General features: G+C 72.9%; 16 protein-coding genes. 8 read left to right on the top strand and 8 right to left on the bottom strand.

Features of this window, described 5'->3' with window-relative positions; genetic code table 11:
* Genes AB0C76_RS25610 through AB0C76_RS25600 form a run of 3 tightly spaced genes read right to left on the bottom strand, consistent with a single transcriptional unit; the run spans position 1 to position 2740 of the window.
* The gene (locus tag AB0C76_RS25610; protein WP_359969796.1) at positions 1–930 is read right to left on the bottom strand and encodes a metal ABC transporter permease; all 930 of its coding nucleotides are present in this window, start codon (positions 928–930) and stop codon (positions 1–3) included.
* Positions 927–1691, bottom strand: a complete 765-nt coding sequence (locus tag AB0C76_RS25605) for a metal ABC transporter ATP-binding protein (RefSeq protein WP_359969794.1) — start codon at positions 1689–1691, stop codon at positions 927–929. Before AB0C76_RS25605 ends, AB0C76_RS25610 begins: the two co-directional genes overlap by 4 nt.
* A gap of 11 nt (positions 1692–1702) precedes the next feature.
* Positions 1703–2740: a metal ABC transporter substrate-binding protein gene (locus tag AB0C76_RS25600; protein WP_359969791.1), complete on the bottom strand. Its 1038-nt coding sequence runs from the start codon at positions 2738–2740 to the stop codon at positions 1703–1705.
* A 212-nt stretch (positions 2741–2952) separates the two neighbouring features.
* Between AB0C76_RS25600 and AB0C76_RS25595 the strand changes: the two genes are divergently transcribed.
* On the top strand, positions 2953–4335 hold the full coding sequence (locus AB0C76_RS25595; RefSeq protein WP_359969788.1) for a glycine--tRNA ligase: 1383 nt from the start codon (positions 2953–2955) through the stop codon (positions 4333–4335).
* Positions 4336–4411: 76 nt separating this feature from the next.
* On the opposite strand, the gene AB0C76_RS25590 is transcribed toward AB0C76_RS25595, so the two are convergent.
* Together AB0C76_RS25590 and AB0C76_RS25585 are read right to left on the bottom strand one after the other, a co-directional pair.
* A complete protein-coding gene (locus tag AB0C76_RS25590; RefSeq protein ID WP_359969785.1) occupies positions 4412–5467 on the bottom strand; it encodes a hypothetical protein in 1056 nt (351 codons plus the stop codon).
* A 197-nt stretch (positions 5468–5664) separates the two neighbouring features.
* A complete protein-coding gene (locus tag AB0C76_RS25585; RefSeq protein WP_359969878.1) occupies positions 5665–6150 on the bottom strand; it encodes an NADAR family protein in 486 nt (161 codons plus the stop codon).
* 235 nt (positions 6151–6385) lie between these two features.
* Here AB0C76_RS25585 and AB0C76_RS25580 point away from each other — a divergent pair, with 235 nt between their 5' ends.
* Complete coding sequence (locus tag AB0C76_RS25580) at positions 6386–6895, top strand: hypothetical protein (RefSeq protein WP_359969782.1); 510 nt, start codon at positions 6386–6388, stop codon at positions 6893–6895.
* A 137-nt stretch (positions 6896–7032) separates the two neighbouring features.
* On the opposite strand, the gene AB0C76_RS25575 is transcribed toward AB0C76_RS25580, so the two are convergent.
* Positions 7033–8391, bottom strand: coding sequence for an MFS transporter (locus AB0C76_RS25575; protein ID WP_359969875.1), 1359 nt, complete (start codon positions 8389–8391; stop codon positions 7033–7035).
* 204 nt (positions 8392–8595) lie between these two features.
* Between AB0C76_RS25575 and AB0C76_RS25570 the strand changes: the two genes are divergently transcribed.
* Positions 8596–9492 (top strand): helix-turn-helix transcriptional regulator, encoded by an 897-nt coding sequence (locus tag AB0C76_RS25570; protein WP_359969779.1) that lies wholly within the window; start codon positions 8596–8598, stop codon positions 9490–9492.
* Here the strand turns inward: AB0C76_RS25570 and AB0C76_RS25565 are convergent.
* Positions 9489–9920, bottom strand: coding sequence for a hypothetical protein (locus AB0C76_RS25565; RefSeq protein WP_359969776.1), 432 nt, complete (start codon positions 9918–9920; stop codon positions 9489–9491). The genes AB0C76_RS25570 and AB0C76_RS25565 overlap by 4 nt on opposite strands.
* A complete protein-coding gene (locus tag AB0C76_RS25560; protein WP_359969773.1) occupies positions 9917–10453 on the bottom strand; it encodes a hypothetical protein in 537 nt (178 codons plus the stop codon). Before AB0C76_RS25560 ends, AB0C76_RS25565 begins: the two co-directional genes overlap by 4 nt.
* A 135-nt stretch (positions 10454–10588) precedes the next feature.
* Here AB0C76_RS25560 and AB0C76_RS25555 point away from each other — a divergent pair, with 135 nt between their 5' ends.
* The 5 genes from AB0C76_RS25555 to ppdK all read left to right on the top strand — a co-directional run bounded on the left by AB0C76_RS25555 (position 10589) and on the right by ppdK (position 17776).
* Entirely contained in the window at positions 10589–11815 is a 1227-nt protein-coding gene (locus AB0C76_RS25555; protein ID WP_359969770.1) for a sensor histidine kinase, read from the top strand.
* Complete coding sequence (locus AB0C76_RS25550; RefSeq protein ID WP_359969767.1) at positions 11803–12447, top strand: response regulator transcription factor; 645 nt, start codon at positions 11803–11805, stop codon at positions 12445–12447. Before AB0C76_RS25555 ends, AB0C76_RS25550 begins: the two co-directional genes overlap by 13 nt.
* 2 nt (positions 12448–12449) lie before the next feature.
* Positions 12450–13280, top strand: coding sequence for a DUF4097 family beta strand repeat-containing protein (locus AB0C76_RS25545; protein WP_359969764.1), 831 nt, complete (start codon positions 12450–12452; stop codon positions 13278–13280).
* 54 nt (positions 13281–13334) lie between these two features.
* Entirely contained in the window at positions 13335–14504 is a 1170-nt protein-coding gene (gene dusB / locus AB0C76_RS25540) for a tRNA dihydrouridine synthase DusB (protein ID WP_359969761.1), read from the top strand.
* A gap of 563 nt (positions 14505–15067) precedes the next feature.
* Entirely contained in the window at positions 15068–17776 is a 2709-nt protein-coding gene (gene ppdK / locus AB0C76_RS25535) for a pyruvate, phosphate dikinase (protein ID WP_359969758.1), read from the top strand.
* Positions 17777–17802: the final 26 nt, after the last annotated feature.

The raw sequence follows: 17802 nt of genomic DNA, 5'->3' as shown, positions 1-17802 counted from the left end.
TCATTGTGCCAGCCCCGCCCGTCCCTCCGGCGTGCCCGCGTCAGAGGTGTTCGAAGAAGCCCGTCCGGGCAGTTGGACGTCGCACTCGCGCGGCCCCGGGTCGGCGCCGGCCCGGTGGCGCCGTCGGGCCAGCGGCGCGGCGATCGCGCTGAACACCGCGAAGACCGCGATGGCGAGCAGCACGATGGCCGGGCCGGAGGGCACGTCGAGGTGGTAGGAGCCGGTGACGCCGGCCAGCGAGACGACCACGCCGAGCGCGATCGAGGCCGCCTGGGTGGCGGCGAAGGAACGGGTGAGCTGCTGGGCGGCCACCACCGGGACCACCATCAGGGCGCTGACCAGCAGCAGGCCGACGACCCGCATGGCGACGGTGACGGTGACCGCGGCCATGACCGCGAGCAGCAGGTTGAGCGTGCGCACCGGCAGGCCGGTGACGCGGGCGAAGTCCTCGTCCTGGCAGATGGCGAAGAGCTGGCGGCGCAGGCCGACGGTGACGGCGATGACCACCGCGCCGAGCGCGGCGATCGCGGCGAGGTCCGCGGGGGCGACGGTGAGGATGGAGCCCCACAGGTAGCTCTCCAGCGAGCCGGCCCCGGCCTGGGCGGAGAGCGAGACGAGCAGCTTGCCGCAGGCCATGCCGCCGTAGAAGAGCATCGCGAGGGCGATGTCGCCGCGCTGGTTGCCGCGCGAGCGGACGAGCTCCATGGTGACGGCGCCGAGCACGCAGACCAGGACGGCCATCCAGACCGGGCTGGTCTGGAAGATGAAGCCGAGTCCGACGCCGGTCATCGCGACGTGGCCCATGCCGTCGCCCATCAGGGCCTGGCGGCGCTGCACCAGGTAGATGCCGACGGCGGGGGCGGTGATCCCGACCAGCACGGCGGCGAGCAGGGCGCGCTGCATGAAGTCGTAGGACAGCATCTCGGTCATGCGAGCAGCCTCGGCGGGGTGTGGTCGGCGTGCGGGTGGACGTGGTCGTGGCCGGGCAGGGCGTGCAGGCCGGTGTTGGGCACGGGCGGGCCGTCGTGCGCGACACAGCCGTCCCGGAGCACCACGGCGCGGTCGATCAGCGGCTCCAGCGGCCCGAGTTCGTGCAGGACGAGGAGCACGGAGGCGCCGCGGGCGACCTCGGCGCGCAGGGTGTCGGCGAGCACCTGCTGGCTGGCGGCGTCGACGCCGGCCATCGGCTCGTCCATGATCAGCAGGTCGGGGGAGCCGACCAGGGCGCGGGCGATGAGCACGCGCTGCTGCTGGCCGCCGGAGAGGTCGGCGACGCCGTCCCCGGCCCGGTCGAGCATGCCGACGGCGGCGAGCGCGCGGTCCACGGCGTCCCGGTCCCTGCGGCGGAACGGCAGCAGGCGGTGCTGCGGGAGCCGTCCGGTGGAGACGACCTCGCGCACTGTCGCCGGGACGCCGGACGCGGCGGTGGTGCGCTGCGGGACGTACCCGATCCGGTGCCAGGCGCGGAACTTGGCGAAGGGGACGCCGAACAGCTCCAGCGTGCCCTGTTCCAGCGGGACGGAGCCGATCACGGTCTTGACGGTGGTCGACTTGCCGGAGCCGTTCGCGCCGAGCAGGGCGACGACCTCGCCGGGCTCGACCGTGAGGTCGATCCCGCGCAGCACCGGCCGGCCGCCGCGCGAGGCGACGGCGCTGCGGACGCGGACGGCCGGGGGTATCGGGTGGTTCATCGGGGGTCCCGTCAGCTGGCGGTGGGCGCGGGGGTCGGGGCGGCGGGGGCCGGGGCGTCCGTCGCCGGGGCGGTGCCGGTCGGGGCGTCGGCGGGAGCTGCGGCCGGGGCGCCCAGCGCGGCCTGGAGGTTGGCCAGGTTCTGCCGCATCACGCTCAGGTAGTCGTCCTTGGCCGGGTCCTTGACGCCCTCCAGCGGGTCCAGGACGGCGGTCTTGAGGCCGATGTCCTTGGCGACGGTGTCGGCGAGCTTGGGGCTGACCAGGGTCTCGAAGAAGATCGTGGTGACGCCGTTGTCCTTGGCGGCCTTCTGCACCTCGGCGAGGCGGGCCGGGGTGGGCTCGGACTCCGGGTCGACGCCGTTGATGGCGACCTGGGTGAGGCCGTAGTGGTCGGCGAGGTAGCCGAAGGCGGCGTGGCTGGTGACGAAGGTCCTGGTCCTGGCGTCCTTCAGCCCGGTCTGGAACTCCACGTCCAGGGCGCCGAGCCGGTTGACGAGGTCGTCGGTGTTCTTCCGGTAGTCGTCCGCGTGGGCCGGGTCGGCCTTGGCGAACGAGTCGCCGACGCTCTTGGCGATCGCCGCGTAGCGGGCCGGGTCGAGCCAGATGTGGGGGTCGCCGGCCGGGCCGTCGTGCTTGTGGCCGTCGCCCGCGGCGGCGTCCTCGTCGAGGTGGTGGTCGACCAGCGGGCTGGCGGCGGTGGCGTCGATCTTCGCCTTCGCGGAGGACTGGCCGACGGCCTGGTCGACGGTCGGCTGCAGGCCCTTGAGGTAGAGGATCGCGTCGGCCTTCTGGACGCTCGCGACCTGCTTGGCGGTGAGCTCCAGGTCGTGCGGTTCGACGCCCGGGGCGGTGAGGTCGGTGACCGCGACGTGGCCCTTGCCGATCTGCTGGGCGAGGAACTCCATCGGGTAGAACGAGGCGACGACGTTCAGCTTGCCGTCCGCGTCCTTGGCGCTGCTGCTGCCGCCGCACGCGGTGAGCGTGAGCGCGGCGGCGATCGTGGTGGCGGCCAGGGCTATGGAGGTGCGAGCGTGTCGTCGGATCATCATGACAATCATTCTCATCTTCATTGGAAACGATTGTCAACTCACTCGGGCGGGTGAACGGCGGGTGACCGGCCCGGGTGGCGCGACGGGGATCGATGGGGTCGGCCCGACGGTACCGATTTGAACCCCGTACCCATGGGGCCGGTAATCTGGGGCATTCGGGTGCGAGCAACCAGCCGTGCCCTGACCGTGCCTTACGTACTGAAGAGAGCACTGTGGCCGCCGACAAGATCGACACGATCGTCAGCCTGAGCAAGCGCCGTGGCTTCGTCTACCCCTGCAGCGAGATCTACGGCGGTACGCGTGCCGCCTGGGACTACGGGCCGCTGGGCGTCGAGCTCAAGGAGAACATCAAGCGCCAGTGGTGGCGCACGATGGTGCAGGCCCGTGAGGACGTCGTCGGACTGGACTCGTCGGTGATCCTCGCCCGTGAGGTGTGGGAGGCCTCCGGCCACGTCGCCACCTTCAACGACCCGCTGACCGAGTGCCTCTCCTGCCACAAGCGCCACCGGGCCGACCACCTGGAGGAGAAGTACGAGGCCAAGCACGGCTTCCCGCCGCCGAACGGCCTCAAGGACGTCAACTGCCCCGACTGCGGCACCAAGGGCCAGTTCACCGAGCCCAAGGACTTCTCGGGCATGCTGAAGACCCACCTCGGCGTCACCGAGGAGGCCAGCGGCCTGGCCTTCCTGCGCCCCGAGACCGCCCAGGGCATCTTCACCAACTTCAAGGCCGTCCAGACCACGTCGCGCAAGAAGCCGCCGTTCGGTATCGCCCAGACCGGCAAGAGCTTCCGCAACGAGATCACCCCCGGCAACTTCATCTTCCGCACCCGCGAGTTCGAGCAGATGGAGATGGAGTTCTTCGTCAAGCCGGGCGAGGACGAGCAGTGGCACGAGTACTGGCTCCAGCAGCGCTGGGACTGGTACGTCGGCCTCGGCCTGCGCACCGAGAACATGCGCTTCTTCGAGCACCCGAAGGAGAAGCTCTCCCACTACGCCAAGCGCACGGTGGACATCGAGTACCGCTTCAACTTCGGCGGCAGCGAGTTCTCCGAGCTGGAGGGCGTCGCCAACCGCACCGACTACGACCTGCGGGTGCACAGCGAGGCCTCCGGCCAGGACCTCAAGTACTTCGACCAGGAGAGCGGCGAGCGGTACTTCCCGTACGTCATCGAGCCGGCGGCCGGCCTCAACCGCGCCATGCTGGCCTTCCTGATCGACGCCTACTTCGAGGACGAGGCGCCCAACGCCAAGGGCGTCCTGGAGAAGCGCGTCGGCATGCGGCTCGACCCGCGCCTGGCCCCGGTCAAGGTCGCCGTCCTGCCGCTGTCGCGCAACGCCGAGCTGTCCCCGAAGGCCCGCGGCCTCGCCGCCGACCTGCGCACCGCGTGGAACGTCGAGTTCGACGACGCCGGCGCCATCGGCAAGCGCTACCGCCGCCAGGACGAGATCGGCACGCCGTTCTGCGTCACCGTCGACTTCGACACCCTCGAGGACAACGCGGTGACCGTGCGCGAGCGCGACACCATGGCGCAGGAGCGCGTCTCGCTCGACCAGGTCAAGTCGTACCTGGCCGCCCGCCTGATCGGCTGCTGAGGCCGCTCGCTCTCCGGGGAGCCCCCGTTCGTCCTGCGGGACGGGCGGGGGCTCCCTCGCTTGCGGGCATCGCGGGCTACCGCCGGCCCCGGCGGGAGCGGGCGGGCGCGGCGGGTTCGGTGGGCAGGCCGGCCGCACGGAGCGCGGCCAGGGTCGCGCGGTGCCTGGCCGCGTCGGCGCGCAGGGCGGCGAGGAGCAGGTCGTAGAGGTCGCGGTGGTGGTCCAGCGAGGCCGCCAGCCGGACGAGTTCGACGGGCGGGCGGAGCGCGGCGAGCTCGTGCAGCAGCACGGCGGGCAGGGGCGCCGGGAGGTCCGTCGCGAGGGCCGCGAGGTCGGCCGTCGGGCGGCCGGCGGCCTGGCGCAGCAGCGTTCGGACGTCGTCGTGGCGGCCCGCCTGCTGGAGGCCGGCGGCGAGGACGGTCAGCTCGGGCGTCGGGGCGGAGCCCCACTCCCACAGGAGCGTGGCCCCGTCGGCGGGTTGGCCGGCGCGCTCCAGGGCGGCGAGGAGGGCGGGCAGGGCGGTGGCCGGGTAGCCCCAGAAGGCGTGGAACAGTTCGGCCGCCTCGTCGGCGAGCCCCGCCTCGCGCAGTTCGGCGAGCACCGCGACGGCGTGCTCGGGGGCCGTGTGCGCGGCGCTGCGGGCGAGTTGGCGGGAGGCCTCGCCCGGGCCTCTTCGGGCCAGGAGGCCGGCGAGCTGGGTCGTCTCGTCCGGGGTGAGCCGGGCGGCGGCCTGGGCCAGCAGGTCGGCCACCTCGGTGCGGGCGCCGCTGCGGTGGAGCGTGGTCACCCGTCCCGCCAGTGCCCCGATGTCGGGGCGCAGCGGCGGCGGCTCCGGGGTGGCGAACCGCGGCGCCTGCGCCGGGTGCTGCCGCAGGTCGTGCTCCAACTGCTGGAGCTGGTCGCTCAGTTGGATGCACCGGGCGCCGAGCCCCTCGCGTAGCGTGCGCGCCTGGGCGAGCTGGCGCACGAGCTCCCCGTCCGGCCGCTGCCGGTCCGGGGAGGCCTGTATCGCCTCGGTGAGCCGCCGCTCGCGCTGCCCGGCGTACCGGCTGGCGCGGAGTAACTCGTCCAGCTCCGCGCGCAGTTCGTGAGCCTGCAGTTCGCTTTCTTGCGCGCTCGACCGCATGCGCATGATCGCCCCACCCTGTCCATCTGGTCCCTGACTGCGAGACATCCTGGTGTCGGAATGTGGCGGGGTGGTTACGGGGGCACGTCCAGCTGTCTCCGGCTGGTGTCAAGGAGTGCGCAGACGGCGGTCGTTGCGAAAAGTGCGCCGGTCGCGCTCCGGAGCGGGCGACCGGCCACGGGCGGCGAGGAGGGTGACCGGCCTCAGGCGGTGAGGCGGGCGCGGGCCTCCATGAGGGCGAAGCCGAGGAGGTTCTCCCCGCGCCACTCGGCCGGGTGTTCCGCGCGCTCGTCGTCGGCGGCGAGGCCGATGCCCCAGACGCGGTCGACCGGGCTGGCCTCGACGAGCACGCGGTTCGCGGTGCCGAGCAGGTAGGTGCGCAGGGCCTCGTCCTGGCCGAACTTCGCGACGTTGCCCGCCACGACGAGCTCGAAGCGCCCGGCCGTCCAGGTGGCCTCGTCGAAGTCCGCGACCAGCCGGCCGAGCTTCTTGGCCTCGGCGGGCGTGCGGGCCGCCAGGATGCGCCGCTCGATCGCGGCGTCCCCGAACATGCGGGCCTTGCCGGCCATCATCCAGTGCTCGGCGCTCGCGTACTCCACGCCGTCCACGGTGAACCGGCACGGCCACCACTGGCTCAGTGCGCCCTGCCCGATCGTGCCGTCCTGCCGGGCCCGGTGTCCCCAGAACATCAGCCACTTCGGCCGGGCGCCGGCGTCGACGAGTGCCGCCAGCTCCGTCCGGTCGCGGGTGTCGGCCGGGTTCCCCACGCGCTCGTCACTCATATCGTCATTCTGACATGAAGTCCCGGAGGTGGCGCAACCGCATTTCGATCGGACCCGGAGCGGCCGCGCGGGGGAAGGCTGACGGGACGTCACCAAGGGGCCGCCGCTTGGGCTGTTGAAAGCTCCAACTAGCATGCGCCGCATGGGACCACTACAGCCAGACCCAGCTGAACTCGTCGTCGGCCTCGTCTGCTTCTTCCTGATATTCGGCGTTCTCGGTGCGGTGGTGCTGCCGCGCGCCGAGAAGAACCTCGCCGCCCGTGCGGACGCCATCGAGGGCGGGGCCGAGCGGGCGGAGGCCGCGCAGGCGCAGGCGCGGGCCGTCTACGACCAGCTCCAGGCCGAGCTCAGCGCGGCCCGGCACGAGGCCGCGGAGATCCGGCAGGGCGCCGCCGAGGAGGGCGCGGCCCTGATCGCGGCCGTGCGCGCCGAGGGCCAGGCGCAGCGCGACAGCCTCCTCGCGGCGGCCAAGGTGCAGCTGGAGGCCGACCGCGTGCTCGCGGAGGCCGCGCTCAAGGAGGACGTCATCGCCGTCGCCGTCGACCTGGCGGGCCGCGTGGTGGGCGAGCCGCTGGGCGACCTGCCGCGCACGCGCGCGATCGCCGACGAGTTCTTCGCCGAACTGGACGCCGAGCCGGCCGCCACCGCCTGAGCCCGCGCCTGACTCCCCGAGGGCCCGGATCCCCGCGATCCGGGCCCTCGGCCGCTCCCGGACGTGCGGACGGCGCGGGCCCCGCCACCTGTGTGTACCGGTGGCGGGGCCCGCGCCGTCCGGCGTGACCCGGGGGCTCAGCCGATGGAGCGGGGGAGCCGGGTGGTCAGGTACAGGATGGTGAACGAGCCCAGGAGCTGGATCCCGAGGCACAGGGCGAGCGCCCGGTCCATGCCCAGGGAGGGCGCGAGGGACAGGTAGAGCGTGCCGAGGGTCGCGACGCCGAGGGCCAGGCTGGCCTGCTGGCCGGTGGCGAGGACGCCGCTGCCGACGCCGGCCCGGGCGGCGGGCACCTTGGAGAGGACGACCCGGAAGAGCGGGGTGCCGATCAGGCCCTGGCCGATCCCGGCGAGCGCGACCCCGGGCGCCATCCGCAGCGGCGAGAAGTCGGCCCAGTCGGCGAGGACGGTGACGGCCAGGGTGGCGAGGCCGAGGGCCTGGACGACGGCGCCGGCGGTGAGCACCCGGCTGCCGTACCGGCCGATCAGGCGCGGGCCGGAGAGCGAGGCGGTGAAGTAGCCGACGGCCATCGGGACGAGCGCCCAGCCGGACGCGACCGGGCCGAGCTCCAGTCCCTGCTGCAGGGCGACGGCGATGACGAACATGAAGCCGCCGAAGCCCGCGAAGTAGGGCAGCGCGATGCCGAGGCCGCGGCGCATCTCGGGGATGCGCAGCAGGGTCGGCGGCACGAGCGGGGTGTCCCCGCGGCGCTCGGCGCGGAACTCGACCAGGGCGAACGCGCCGGCGAAGACCGGGAACAGGCCCAGCAGCACCCAGGACCACACCGGCCAGCCGGCCGCCCGGCCCTCCATCAGCGGGACGAGCAGGGACAGCAGGGTCGCGGTGAGCAGGACCGTGCCGGGCACGTCGACCCGGGCGGCCTGCGTGGCGCGGCTCTCCGGGACGTAGCGGACGGCGAGGACCATCGCGAGCAGTGCGAACGGGACGTTCAGCAGGAAGACGGAGCGCCAGCCGGTGCCGAAGACGTCCGCCGCGATCAGCATGCCGCCGAGCACCTGCCCGATGACGACCGAGATGCCGCCGACGGCGCCGTAGACGCTGAGCGCGCGCCCGCGCCGGGCGCCGTCGGTCGCGGCGGTGATGGTGCCGAGCACCTGCGGGATCAGCAGCGCGGCCGAGGCGCCCTGGGCGGCGCGGGCGGCGACCAGGGACCACGCGCCGGGGGCGAGGCCGCAGGCGAGTGAGGTGAGGGCGAAGGCGGCGGCGCCCGCGACGAACAGCCGGCGGCGGCCGAAGATGTCGCCGAGCCGCCCGCCGAGCACCAGCAGGACGGCGAAGGCGATGCCGTAGCCGGCGGCGACGAGCTCCAGGACGGCGGGCCCGGCCGCGAGGTCGTGGTCGATGGTGGGCAGGGCCACGTTGACGATGAAGAAGTCCAGCATCGGCAGGAAGGCGCCGAGCAGGACGGTGATCAGACCAGCGGTGCCGAGGGACGGGGTGCGGGGAGCGGTTGCCGCGGTGCCGGGGGTGGTGGCGGTGCGGACGGGAGCGGGAGCGACGGCGAGTTGTTGGGTCACGGGTCATACGATCCGCCCGGCCGTAGCCTGGTACCAGAGTGTGGTTATCCAGGTATAGGAAGTACCTGGCAACAGGATCCGCGGTGTCGCATCCTAGAACACATGAGCCTGACGACCGCCGCCGCGCAAGCGCCCACCGCGGGGGCCTCCTCCGTGCGCACCCGGACGGCGACCCCCGCGGACGCCCGCCGCCACGACCTCGCCGCCTTCCTCCGCAGCCGCCGCGAGCGCCTCGCGCCCGAGCAGGTCGGCCTGCCGCCCACCGGCCGCCGCCGCACGCCGGGGCTGCGCCGCGAGGAGGTCGCGCAGCTCGCCGCCGTCGGCGTCACCTGGTACACGTGGCTGGAGCAGGGCCGGGACATCCAGGTGTCCGCCCAGGTGCTGGACGCCGTCTCCCGCGCGCTGTTGCTGGACCCGAGTGAGCGCGCGCACCTGTTCACGCTGGCCGGCGCGGAGGATCCGGCGCCGGTGTTCGAGTGCCCGTCGGTGACACCGAGCGTGCGCCTGGTGCTGGAGCAGATGTCGCCCTACCCGGCCGGGGTGGTCAACACCCGCTACGACATCCTCGCGTACAACGCCCAGTACACCGCCATCGTCGGCGACCTCGACGCGCTGCCCCCCGAGGACCGCAACCTCATGTGGCTGGCGTTCACGCCCTCGCGCTTCCGCGAGGTGCTCGTCGACTACGAGACCGAGCGCGACGTGATCGTGGCCCGCTTCCGCGCGGCAATGGCCGACCACGGTGCGGACCCGGGGTGGAAGTCGCTGGTCACGCGCCTGCAGAAGGCCTCGCCCGACTTCGAGGCCGCCTGGCGGCGGCACGACGTGGCCAGGCCGGGCAACGGCGTCAAGCGGTTCCTGGTGCCCGGCGTCGGGATGCTCTACTGCGAGTACACCAACTTCTGGCTGGGCCCCCGGCTGGGCTCGCGCATGATCACCTACACTCCGCGCGACGAGCGGACCCGCGAGCTGATGAACCTCCTGCCGAACAAGCTCTAACGGGCCGCGGCCCGCCGCCCGAGCAGCAGGCACACGGCGGCGAGCGGCAGTTCGACGCAGCCCGCCATGACCAGCGCCGCGAGCACCGCGTGGCCGGGCCCGGCGAAGGCCACGTCCACCAGCGCGTCCCCGGCGAGCAGCAGCGCGACCGCCCCGCCCGCCCAGCGGGCGGCGGCGCTGCGCCGGCGCACGGCCGCGTCGAGCGTGAGCAGGGCGGCGAACTCCAGCAGGTCCAGGACGACCCACGGCGTCTCGTGGCAGACCGCGAGCACCGCGAGCCACGGCAGCAGCGCGGCGGCGGCCAGCGCGGGCAGCCGCTCGAAGCGGGCCGGCCGCACCAGGCGGTCGAGCCGGTCCAGCGCGCCGGGGCGGATGGACGGGAAGAACGGGCCGGCGGCCGGGCGCCCGGCCAGGACCGCGGTGCTCACGCCGCACCCCCGACGGCCGCCGGGACCCGCACCCGCTCCAGCGCCAGCCGCTCGACCGGACCCGCCGCCGGATGCGAGACGACGACCGCGGTGAACCGCCCCTCGGCCCAGGCGAGCCAGAACTGCCCGGCCACCGCGACGACTTCACCCGCCACGGCGGCCCGCGGCCCGCGCAGCCACCCGCCGCCGGTGAACACCACCGCCGGCACCGCACCGCCGGCCGCCAGCCGCCCCCACGCGAGCACGCGGGACACCCGGCCGCCCGCCGCCGTCCGCCGCGCCCCGCGCAGCAGCTGCGGCGTGAGCCGGGCGGCGACCAGGACGTCGGCCAGCTCACCGTGCTCGTACACCTCCAGCGCGGCCCGGCCGCGGCCGGCGCGCACGCTGCGCACCGACCAGGGCCCGGGCCCGGCCGGCAGCGTCCCCTCCGGCTCCGGCGCATGGCGGAGCGCGTCCCCGGGAACACCCCCGTGGTCCCCGGGGACGGGCCGCCCGTGCGGCGGAGTGGCGGAGTGCGATGCGGTGCTCGTCATGCCCCCAAGCCTTCCGCCGGGACCACCCCGCTGTCGGTAGTGCCCTACCCCGAACCCGGGGTGTACCTAGCTACACCCCGGTTCTGCACACCCCTTCATGGCACCCGGTGATCATGGGCCTCTACGCTGTCGGTCATGCCCTCCACCACGCTGCGCCGAGCGCTCGTCAGGAGCCTGCGAAGGCCTCCGTGGTCGGCGGCGGCCTGGCGGGACGCCCGCCTCATAGCCGCCGGGATCCCGCTGGCCGCACCGGTCTGGCTGGCCGTCACCGAGCCGACGCTGCTGTTCCCGGTCACGGCCCTGGTCGTGGTCCTCGCCCGCCCGCTCACCGCCGCCCAGCGCGGCCGGCTGCGCGCCCTCGCCGGGGTGGACGTGCCGCCCCCGCCCGGCGCGACCCGCCGGGGCCGCCCGCTGACCTACCTGAGCACCGGGGTGAACTGGCGTCAGATCGGCTACCACCTGCTCGTCGGCCCGCTCCTGGCGCTCGCCTCGCTGTGCGTCGTCTGGTGCTGGGGCGCCGGCCTGGTGCTGGCCACCCTGTACGGCTGGGTGTGGATGATGCCGGTCGACACCCCGCTGCGCTGGGAACTGGCCGGGATCGACGTGGCGCTCACCGTCGCCGGCGTGCTGCTGCTGGCCGTGGCGCCCTGGCTGGCCGCGCTGGTGGCCTGGTTGGAGACCGGCGCCGCGCAGAAGCTGCTCGGCCCGAACCGGGCGCAGGCGCTGGAGCGCCGCGTCGAGGAGATCGCCGAGAGCCGGGCCGGCCTGGTCGACGCGGTCGACGCCGAGCGCCGCCGGATCGAGCGCGACCTGCACGACGGCGCCCAGCAGCGCCTCACCTCCCTCGCGATGAACCTCGGCCTGGCCCGGCGCACCCTCAGGGACGTCCCGCCGGACGCCATGGCGGTGATCGTCGCCGCGCACGAGGAGGCGCAGGCGGCCATCGACGAACTGCGCGACCTGGTCCGCGGCCTGCACCCGGCCGTCCTGGAGGACCGCGGCCTGGACGCGGCGCTGTCCGGCATCGCCGCCCGGGCCCCGCTGCCGGTGCGCCTGGACGTCGAACTGGCCGAGCGGATCGCCCCGACGGTCGAGGCGGTCGCCTACTTCACCGTCTCCGAGGCGCTCACCAACGTGGCCAAGCACGCCCGCGCCACGAGCGTCGACGTGTCGGTGCGGACGGCCGGGGGCAGGCTGCGCCTGGTCGTCAGCGACGACGGCGTCGGCGGCGCCGATCCGACGCGGGGCAGCGGGCTCACCGGTCTGCGCCAGCGCGCCGCCTCCGTCGACGGCACGCTGTCCGTTCTCAGCCCCCTCGGGGGCCCCACCACACTCACCGTGGAGTTGCCGTGCGCGCTGTGATCGCCGAGGACTCGGTCCTGCTGAGGGTCGGGCTGGTCAAGCTGCTGGAGGCGGTGAGCTTCGAGGTCGTGGCCGAGGTCGGCGATGCCGAAGCCCTGCTGGTCGCCGTCGAGGAGCACCGCCCCGACGTCGTGGTCGCGGACGTCCGGATGCCGCCGGGCTTCCACGACGAGGGCGTGAAGGCCGCGATGGTCATCCGCCGGCAGTGGCCGCAGGTGGCCGTCCTGCTGCTCTCCCAGTACGTGGAGGAGCGCTACGCCGCCGACCTGCTGTCCACCAACACCAGCGGCGTCGGGTACCTGCTCAAGCAGCGGGTGGCCAACGTGGACGACTTCCTCGACGCGCTCCAGCGGGTCGCCGCGGGCGGCACCGCGCTGGACCCGGAGGTCGTCGCCCAGCTGCTGGTGCGCCGCCACCGGGACCCGTTGGAGAAGCTGACCCCGCGCGAGCGCGACGTCCTCGCCCTGATGGCGGAGGGCCGCTCCAACGCCGCGATCGCCGCGTCCCTGGTGGTCAGCGACAGCGCGGTGGCCAAGCACATCAACTCGATCTTCACCAAGCTCGACCTCCCGCCGGCCGACGACAGCCACCGCCGGGTGATGGCCGTGCTGCGCTTCCTGGAGGTCGGCTAGCCATGGCGGACGCTACGGGGGAGGCCAGGCCAGGGGCGGCGGACCGGGCGCTCGGGAGGGCGAAGGCCTGGCGGATCACCGGCTCGCTCGCCGTCGCGTTCGTGACGATCATGGGCGCCTCGCAGACCTGGGGCCTGGTGGCGCGCCAGCAGACGACGGCGGAGCGGACGTACGACCACGCCGTCCGCAAGCTCCAGCTGGCTGCGGGCAGTGCGTCCGTGCAGGTCAGGGCGGGCAAGGAGGGCCGGGTCGTGATCCGCAAGAACCTGGACTACACGTTCCGCGCGCCGCAGGTCTCGACCGAGGTCGAGGGCGACGTCCTGGTCGTCGCGGTGTCCTGCCGACAGCCGCTGCCCTTCTTCGGCTGCGGTGCCGAGATCGAGCTGGAAGTGCCGAGCGGCACCGAGGTCGCGGGCTCGGTGGACTCGGGCAGCGTCGACGTGGCGGACCTGGGCGGCGAGGTCAGGCTGGAGGCGACCTCCGGGGCGCTGAACCTGCACCGCCTCTCCGGCGAGGTCCACACCCGGACCACCTCGGGCATGGTGCAGGGTACGGAGCTCACCTCGGCCCGGGTGGAGGCGAGCAGCACCTCGGGCTCCGTGGAGCTGGACTTCGTCAGGGCCCCGCACGCCGTGGACGTGAGCACCACCTCCGGTTCGGCGACGGTGACGCTCCCGAAGGGCAGCCGGTACGCCTTCAGCGGGCAGGTCGGCTCGGGCAGCCGCAGCGTCGACCCGAAGCTGCCCGACGCCTCCAGCCCGGACAGCCTCCGGGCCTCGGTCGTGTCGGGCTCGTTGCGGATCGGCTACCGCGACGACGGCCGAAGCGGGTGAGCCGAGTGGGGGACAATGGAGAGTCCCGTCCCCTGCTCCCGAGGTCAGCCGCGCATGACAGCCACGCCCGCACCCACCGCGACCAGCTCTGAGTTCGCGCCGTTGGACATCGGCCCGATCCAGGTGTGGCCGCCCGTCGTGCTGGCGCCGATGGCCGGCATCACCAACGCCCCGTTCCGCACCCTGTGCCGGGAGCAGAGCGGCGGCAAGGGCCTGTACGTCTCGGAGATGATCACCACCCGGGCGCTGGTCGAGCGCAATGCCAAGACCATGCAGCTGATCAAGTTCGACCCGAGCGAGAAGCCGCGCTCGATCCAGCTGTACGGCGTGGACCCGGTGACGGTCGGCAAGGCCGCCCGGATGATCTCGGACGAGGGCCTGGCCGACCACATCGACCTCAACTTCGGCTGCCCCGTCCCCAAGGTGACCCGCAAGGGCGGCGGCTCGGCGCTGCCGTACAAGCGCAACCTGCTGCGCGAGATCCTGCGCGAGGCCGTCGCCAACGCGGGCGGCCTGCCGGTGACCATGAAGATGCGCAAGGGCATCGACGACGACCACCTCACGTACCTGGACGCCGGCCGGATCGGCGCCGAGGAGGGCGTGGCCGCGATCGCCCTGCACGGGCGCACCGCCGCCCAGCACTACGGCGGGACGGCCGACTGGTCGGCGATCGCCCGGCTGCGCGAGTCCGTGCCGGCGCACGTCCCGGTGCTGGGCAACGGCGACATCTGGTCGGCGGACGACGCGCTGCGGATGATGCGCGAGACCGGCTGCGACGGCGTCGTGGTGGGCCGCGGCTGCCTGGGCCGTCCGTGGCTGTTCCGCGACCTCGTCTCGATCTTCGAGGGCGACGTCGACTACGCCCGCCCGGACTTCGCCTACGTCGCCGCGGCGATGGTCCGGCACGCGCAGCTGCTCGGCGAGTGGCTGGGCGACGAGGCACGCGGAGTGATCGACTTCCGTAAGCACGTCGCCTGGTACACCAAGGGCTTCTCGGTCGGTTCCGAGCTGCGGGTGCGGCTGGCCAACTCGTCGTCGCTGGCCGAACTGGCCGAAACCCTGGCCCTGGTGGAGCAGTCCCAGCCCTGGCCGGCCGGTGCCGACGGCCCGCGCGGACGGACCGCCGGCAACAACCGCGTGGTCCTGCCCGAGGGCTGGTTGGACGATCCGTATGACTGCGCCCGGCCGGGCGAGGACGCCGAATCGGACACCTCTGGCGGGTGATCTGTCCGGAGCGTCGAAATGACCCCTCATGGCGGGTCCGACGCCCTGGCCCAGCCCTCTTGTCCAATCTGGACAGGAGGGCTCCCTTTCGGCAGTGGATCATGACTCAGCGAGCACGATTCTGGACGGAGTGCGACGATCGTCGGAGTCGGACTACGTCCGGCCGGCGTGACGCGCTGGTGACACTTGCCACACGCGGCCGAGGCTGACGCGGGGTCAGTGGACGAAATGGCCAGATCGGCCGTGGATCGCTTCCCGAAGCCGCCCGGCCACGGACGGCCGATTCGGGTGCAGGAAATCAAGCCGGGGCAACGCGGTCGACCACCACCGGCTACCGTGCGTCCGGATCGTGTGATCTTCACGTTTCCTTGCTTTCAAGACTTGAAGGCTGGCTCGCGTCAGCCGGACGATTTCGGCTACAGAGGTGAACGCCTTTACGCGCTTTCGATCTAGCGGGTTACCCCTGGGTACCGGCCTCGTACGGCCTATTGGGGGCAGAGAAAGACCTTCGAAATGGGTATGTTCTCCGGCGTCAGGGCAACCGCGTACGAGGAGACCGACCCGTGCCGTCCCAGCAGAAGTTTGTTTACTCCTTCACCGAAGGAAACAAGGACCTCAAGGATCTTCTTGGCGGCAAGGGCGCGAACCTGGCCGAGATGACCAACCTGGGTCTCCCCGTCCCTCCGGGGTTCACCATCACCACCGAGGCCTGCAAGGTCTTCCTGGAGACCGGCAGCGAGCCCTCCTCCCTGCACGAGGAGATCAGCGCCCACTTGGCCGCCCTCGAGGAGGAGATGGGCAAGAAGCTCGGCCAGGCCGACAACCCGCTGCTGGTCTCCGTCCGCTCGGGCGCCAAGTTCTCCATGCCCGGCATGATGGACACCGTCCTGAACATCGGCCTGTCCGACGCCTCGGTGGCCGGCCTCGCCGCCCAGTCCGGCAACGAGCGCTTCGCCTGGGACTCCTACCGCCGCCTGGTCCAGATGTTCGGCAAGACCGTGCTGGGCGTCGACGGCGAGCTGTTCGAGGAGGCCCTGGACGAGGCCAAGCACGCCAAGGGCACCGTCAACGACCTGGACCTGGACGCTTCCGACCTCCGGGAACTCGTCGAGGTGTTCAAGGGCATCGTCGAGCGCGAGACCGGCCGGGCCTTCCCGCAGGACCCGCGCGAGCAGATGGACCTCGCCATCCACGCCGTCTTCCACTCCTGGAACGGCGACCGCGCCCGGCTGTACCGCCGCCAGGAGCGCATCCCGAACGACCTCGGCACGGCGGTCAACGTCTGCACCATGGTCTTCGGCAACCTCGGCGAGGACTCCGGCACCGGCGTCGCCTTCACCCGCGACCCCTCCACCGGTGCGCAGGGCGTCTACGGCGACTACCTGTCCAACGCCCAGGGCGAGGACGTCGTCGCCGGCATCCGCAACACCCTGCAGCTGTCCGAGCTGGAGAAGCTCGACAAGAAGTCGTACGACGAGCTCATGGCGATCATGCAGAAGCTCGAGAACCACTACCGCGACCTCTGCGACATCGAGTTCACCATCGAGCGCGGCAAGCTCTGGATGCTGCAGACCCGCGTCGGCAAGCGCACCGCCGCCGCGGCCTTCCGGATCGCCGTCCAGCTCGTCGACCAGGGTCTGATCGACCTGGACGAGGCCCTGATGCGCGTCACCGGCGGCCAGCTGGCCCAGCTGATGTTCCCGCGCTTCGCCCCGACCGCCGAGTCCAAGCAGATCGGCTGGGGCCTCGCCGCCTCGCCGGGCGCCGCGATCGGCAAGGTCGTCTTCGACTCCTACACCGCCGTCAAGTGGTCCCGCTCGGGCGAGAAGGTCATCCTGGTCCGCCGGGAGACCAACCCGGACGACCTGGACGGCATGATCGCGGCCGAGGGCATCCTCACCTCGCGCGGCGGCAAGACCTCGCACGCCGCCGTCGTCGCCCGCGGCATGGGCAAGACCTGTGTCTGCGGCGCCGAGGAGCTGGAGGTCGACACCAAGTCCCGCAAGTTCACCACCGCCGACGGCCTGGTGGTCCACGAGGGCGACGTCGTCTCCATCGACGGCGCCAGCGGCAAGGTCTACCTCGGTGAGGTACCGGTCCTGCCGTCCCCCGTCGTCGAGTACTTCGAGGGCACCCTGCACGCCGGCGCCGACGTCCAGGGCGGGCTGGTCCAGGCCGTCCACCGGCTGATGTCGCACGCCGACGGCCGCCGCCGCCTGGCCGTGCGCGCCAATGCCGACAACGCCGAGGACGGCGGGCGCGCCCGCCGCTACGGCGCCCAGGGCATCGGCCTGTGCCGCACCGAGCACATGTTCCTCGGCGAGGAGCGCCGCAAGGAGGTCGAGCACCTGATCCTCGCGGACAACGACAAGGACCGCGAGCAGGCCCTCTCCACGCTGCTGCCGCTGCAGAAGAGCGACTTCCTGGAGCTCTTCCAGGCGATGGACGGACTGCCCGTCACCGTCCGCCTGCTCGACCCGCCGCTGCACGAGTTCCTGCCGGACATCACCGAGCTGTCGGTGCGCGTCGCCCTCGCCGAGGCCCGCAAGGACCCGAACGAGAACGACCTGCGCCTGCTCCAGGCGGTGCACAAGCTGCACGAGCAGAACCCGATGCTCGGCCTGCGCGGCGTACGCCTCGGCCTGGTCATCCCCGGCCTGTTCGGCATGCAGGTCCGCGCCATCGCCGAGGCCGCCGCCGAGCGCAAGCTGGCCGGCGGGGACCCGCGCCCCGAGGTGATGATCCCGCTGGTCGGCACCGTCCAGGAGCTGGAGCTGGTCCGCGACGAGTGCGAGCGCGTGCTCGCCGAGGTCGCCCAGTCCACCGGCGTGAGCCTGGACATCAAGCTCGGCACCATGATCGAGCTGCCGCGTGCCGCGGTGACCGCCGGTCAGATCGCCGAGGCCGCCGAGTTCTTCTCCTTCGGCACCAACGACCTGACCCAGACGGTGTGGGGCTTCTCCCGCGACGACGTCGAGGCCTCGTTCTTCACCGCCTACCTGGAGAAGGGCATCTTCGGGGTCTCCCCGTTCGAGACCATCGACCGCGACGGCGTCGGCTCGCTCGTCAAGCACGCCGTCGAGGCCGGCCGGGCCACCCGCCCCGACCTCAAGCTCGGCGTCTGCGGCGAGCACGGCGGCGACCCGGATTCGGTCCACTTCTTCCACGAGGTGGGGCTGGACTACGTGTCCTGCTCCCCCTTCCGGATCCCGGTGGCGCGCCTGGAGGCAGGCCGCGCCGCCATCGAGACGGCGGGCAGCGACTCGCGCTGAGGCAGGGAGGCATCCCCTCCTCACCC

This window comes from Kitasatospora sp. NPDC048722 (assembly GCF_040650235.1).
GTDB lineage: Bacteria > Actinomycetota > Actinomycetes > Streptomycetales > Streptomycetaceae > Kitasatospora.
Note: the sequence above shows the minus strand (reverse complement) of the source record. Positions and strands in the feature narration are given on the sequence as shown.

Coding starts and splice junctions, on each gene's coding strand:
- AB0C76_RS25610 (WP_359969796.1), bottom strand. CDS start 930: ATGACCGAGATGCTGTCCTACGACTTCATGCAGCGCGCCCTGCTCGCC.
- AB0C76_RS25605 (WP_359969794.1), bottom strand. CDS start 1,691: ATGAACCACCCGATACCCCCGGCCGTCCGCGTCCGCAGCGCCGTCGCC.
- AB0C76_RS25600 (WP_359969791.1), bottom strand. CDS start 2,740: ATGATGATCCGACGACACGCTCGCACCTCCATAGCCCTGGCCGCCACC.
- AB0C76_RS25590 (WP_359969785.1), bottom strand. CDS start 5,467: ATGCGCATGCGGTCGAGCGCGCAAGAAAGCGAACTGCAGGCTCACGAA.
- AB0C76_RS25585 (WP_359969878.1), bottom strand. CDS start 6,150: ATGTTCTGGGGACACCGGGCCCGGCAGGACGGCACGATCGGGCAGGGC.
- AB0C76_RS25580 (WP_359969782.1), top strand. CDS start 6,386: ATGGGACCACTACAGCCAGACCCAGCTGAACTCGTCGTCGGCCTCGTC.
- AB0C76_RS25570 (WP_359969779.1), top strand. CDS start 8,596: ATGAGCCTGACGACCGCCGCCGCGCAAGCGCCCACCGCGGGGGCCTCC.
- AB0C76_RS25560 (WP_359969773.1), bottom strand. CDS start 10,453: ATGACGAGCACCGCATCGCACTCCGCCACTCCGCCGCACGGGCGGCCC.
- AB0C76_RS25555 (WP_359969770.1), top strand. CDS start 10,589: ATGCCCTCCACCACGCTGCGCCGAGCGCTCGTCAGGAGCCTGCGAAGG.
- AB0C76_RS25545 (WP_359969764.1), top strand. CDS start 12,450: ATGGCGGACGCTACGGGGGAGGCCAGGCCAGGGGCGGCGGACCGGGCG.
- dusB (WP_359969761.1), top strand. CDS start 13,335: ATGACAGCCACGCCCGCACCCACCGCGACCAGCTCTGAGTTCGCGCCG.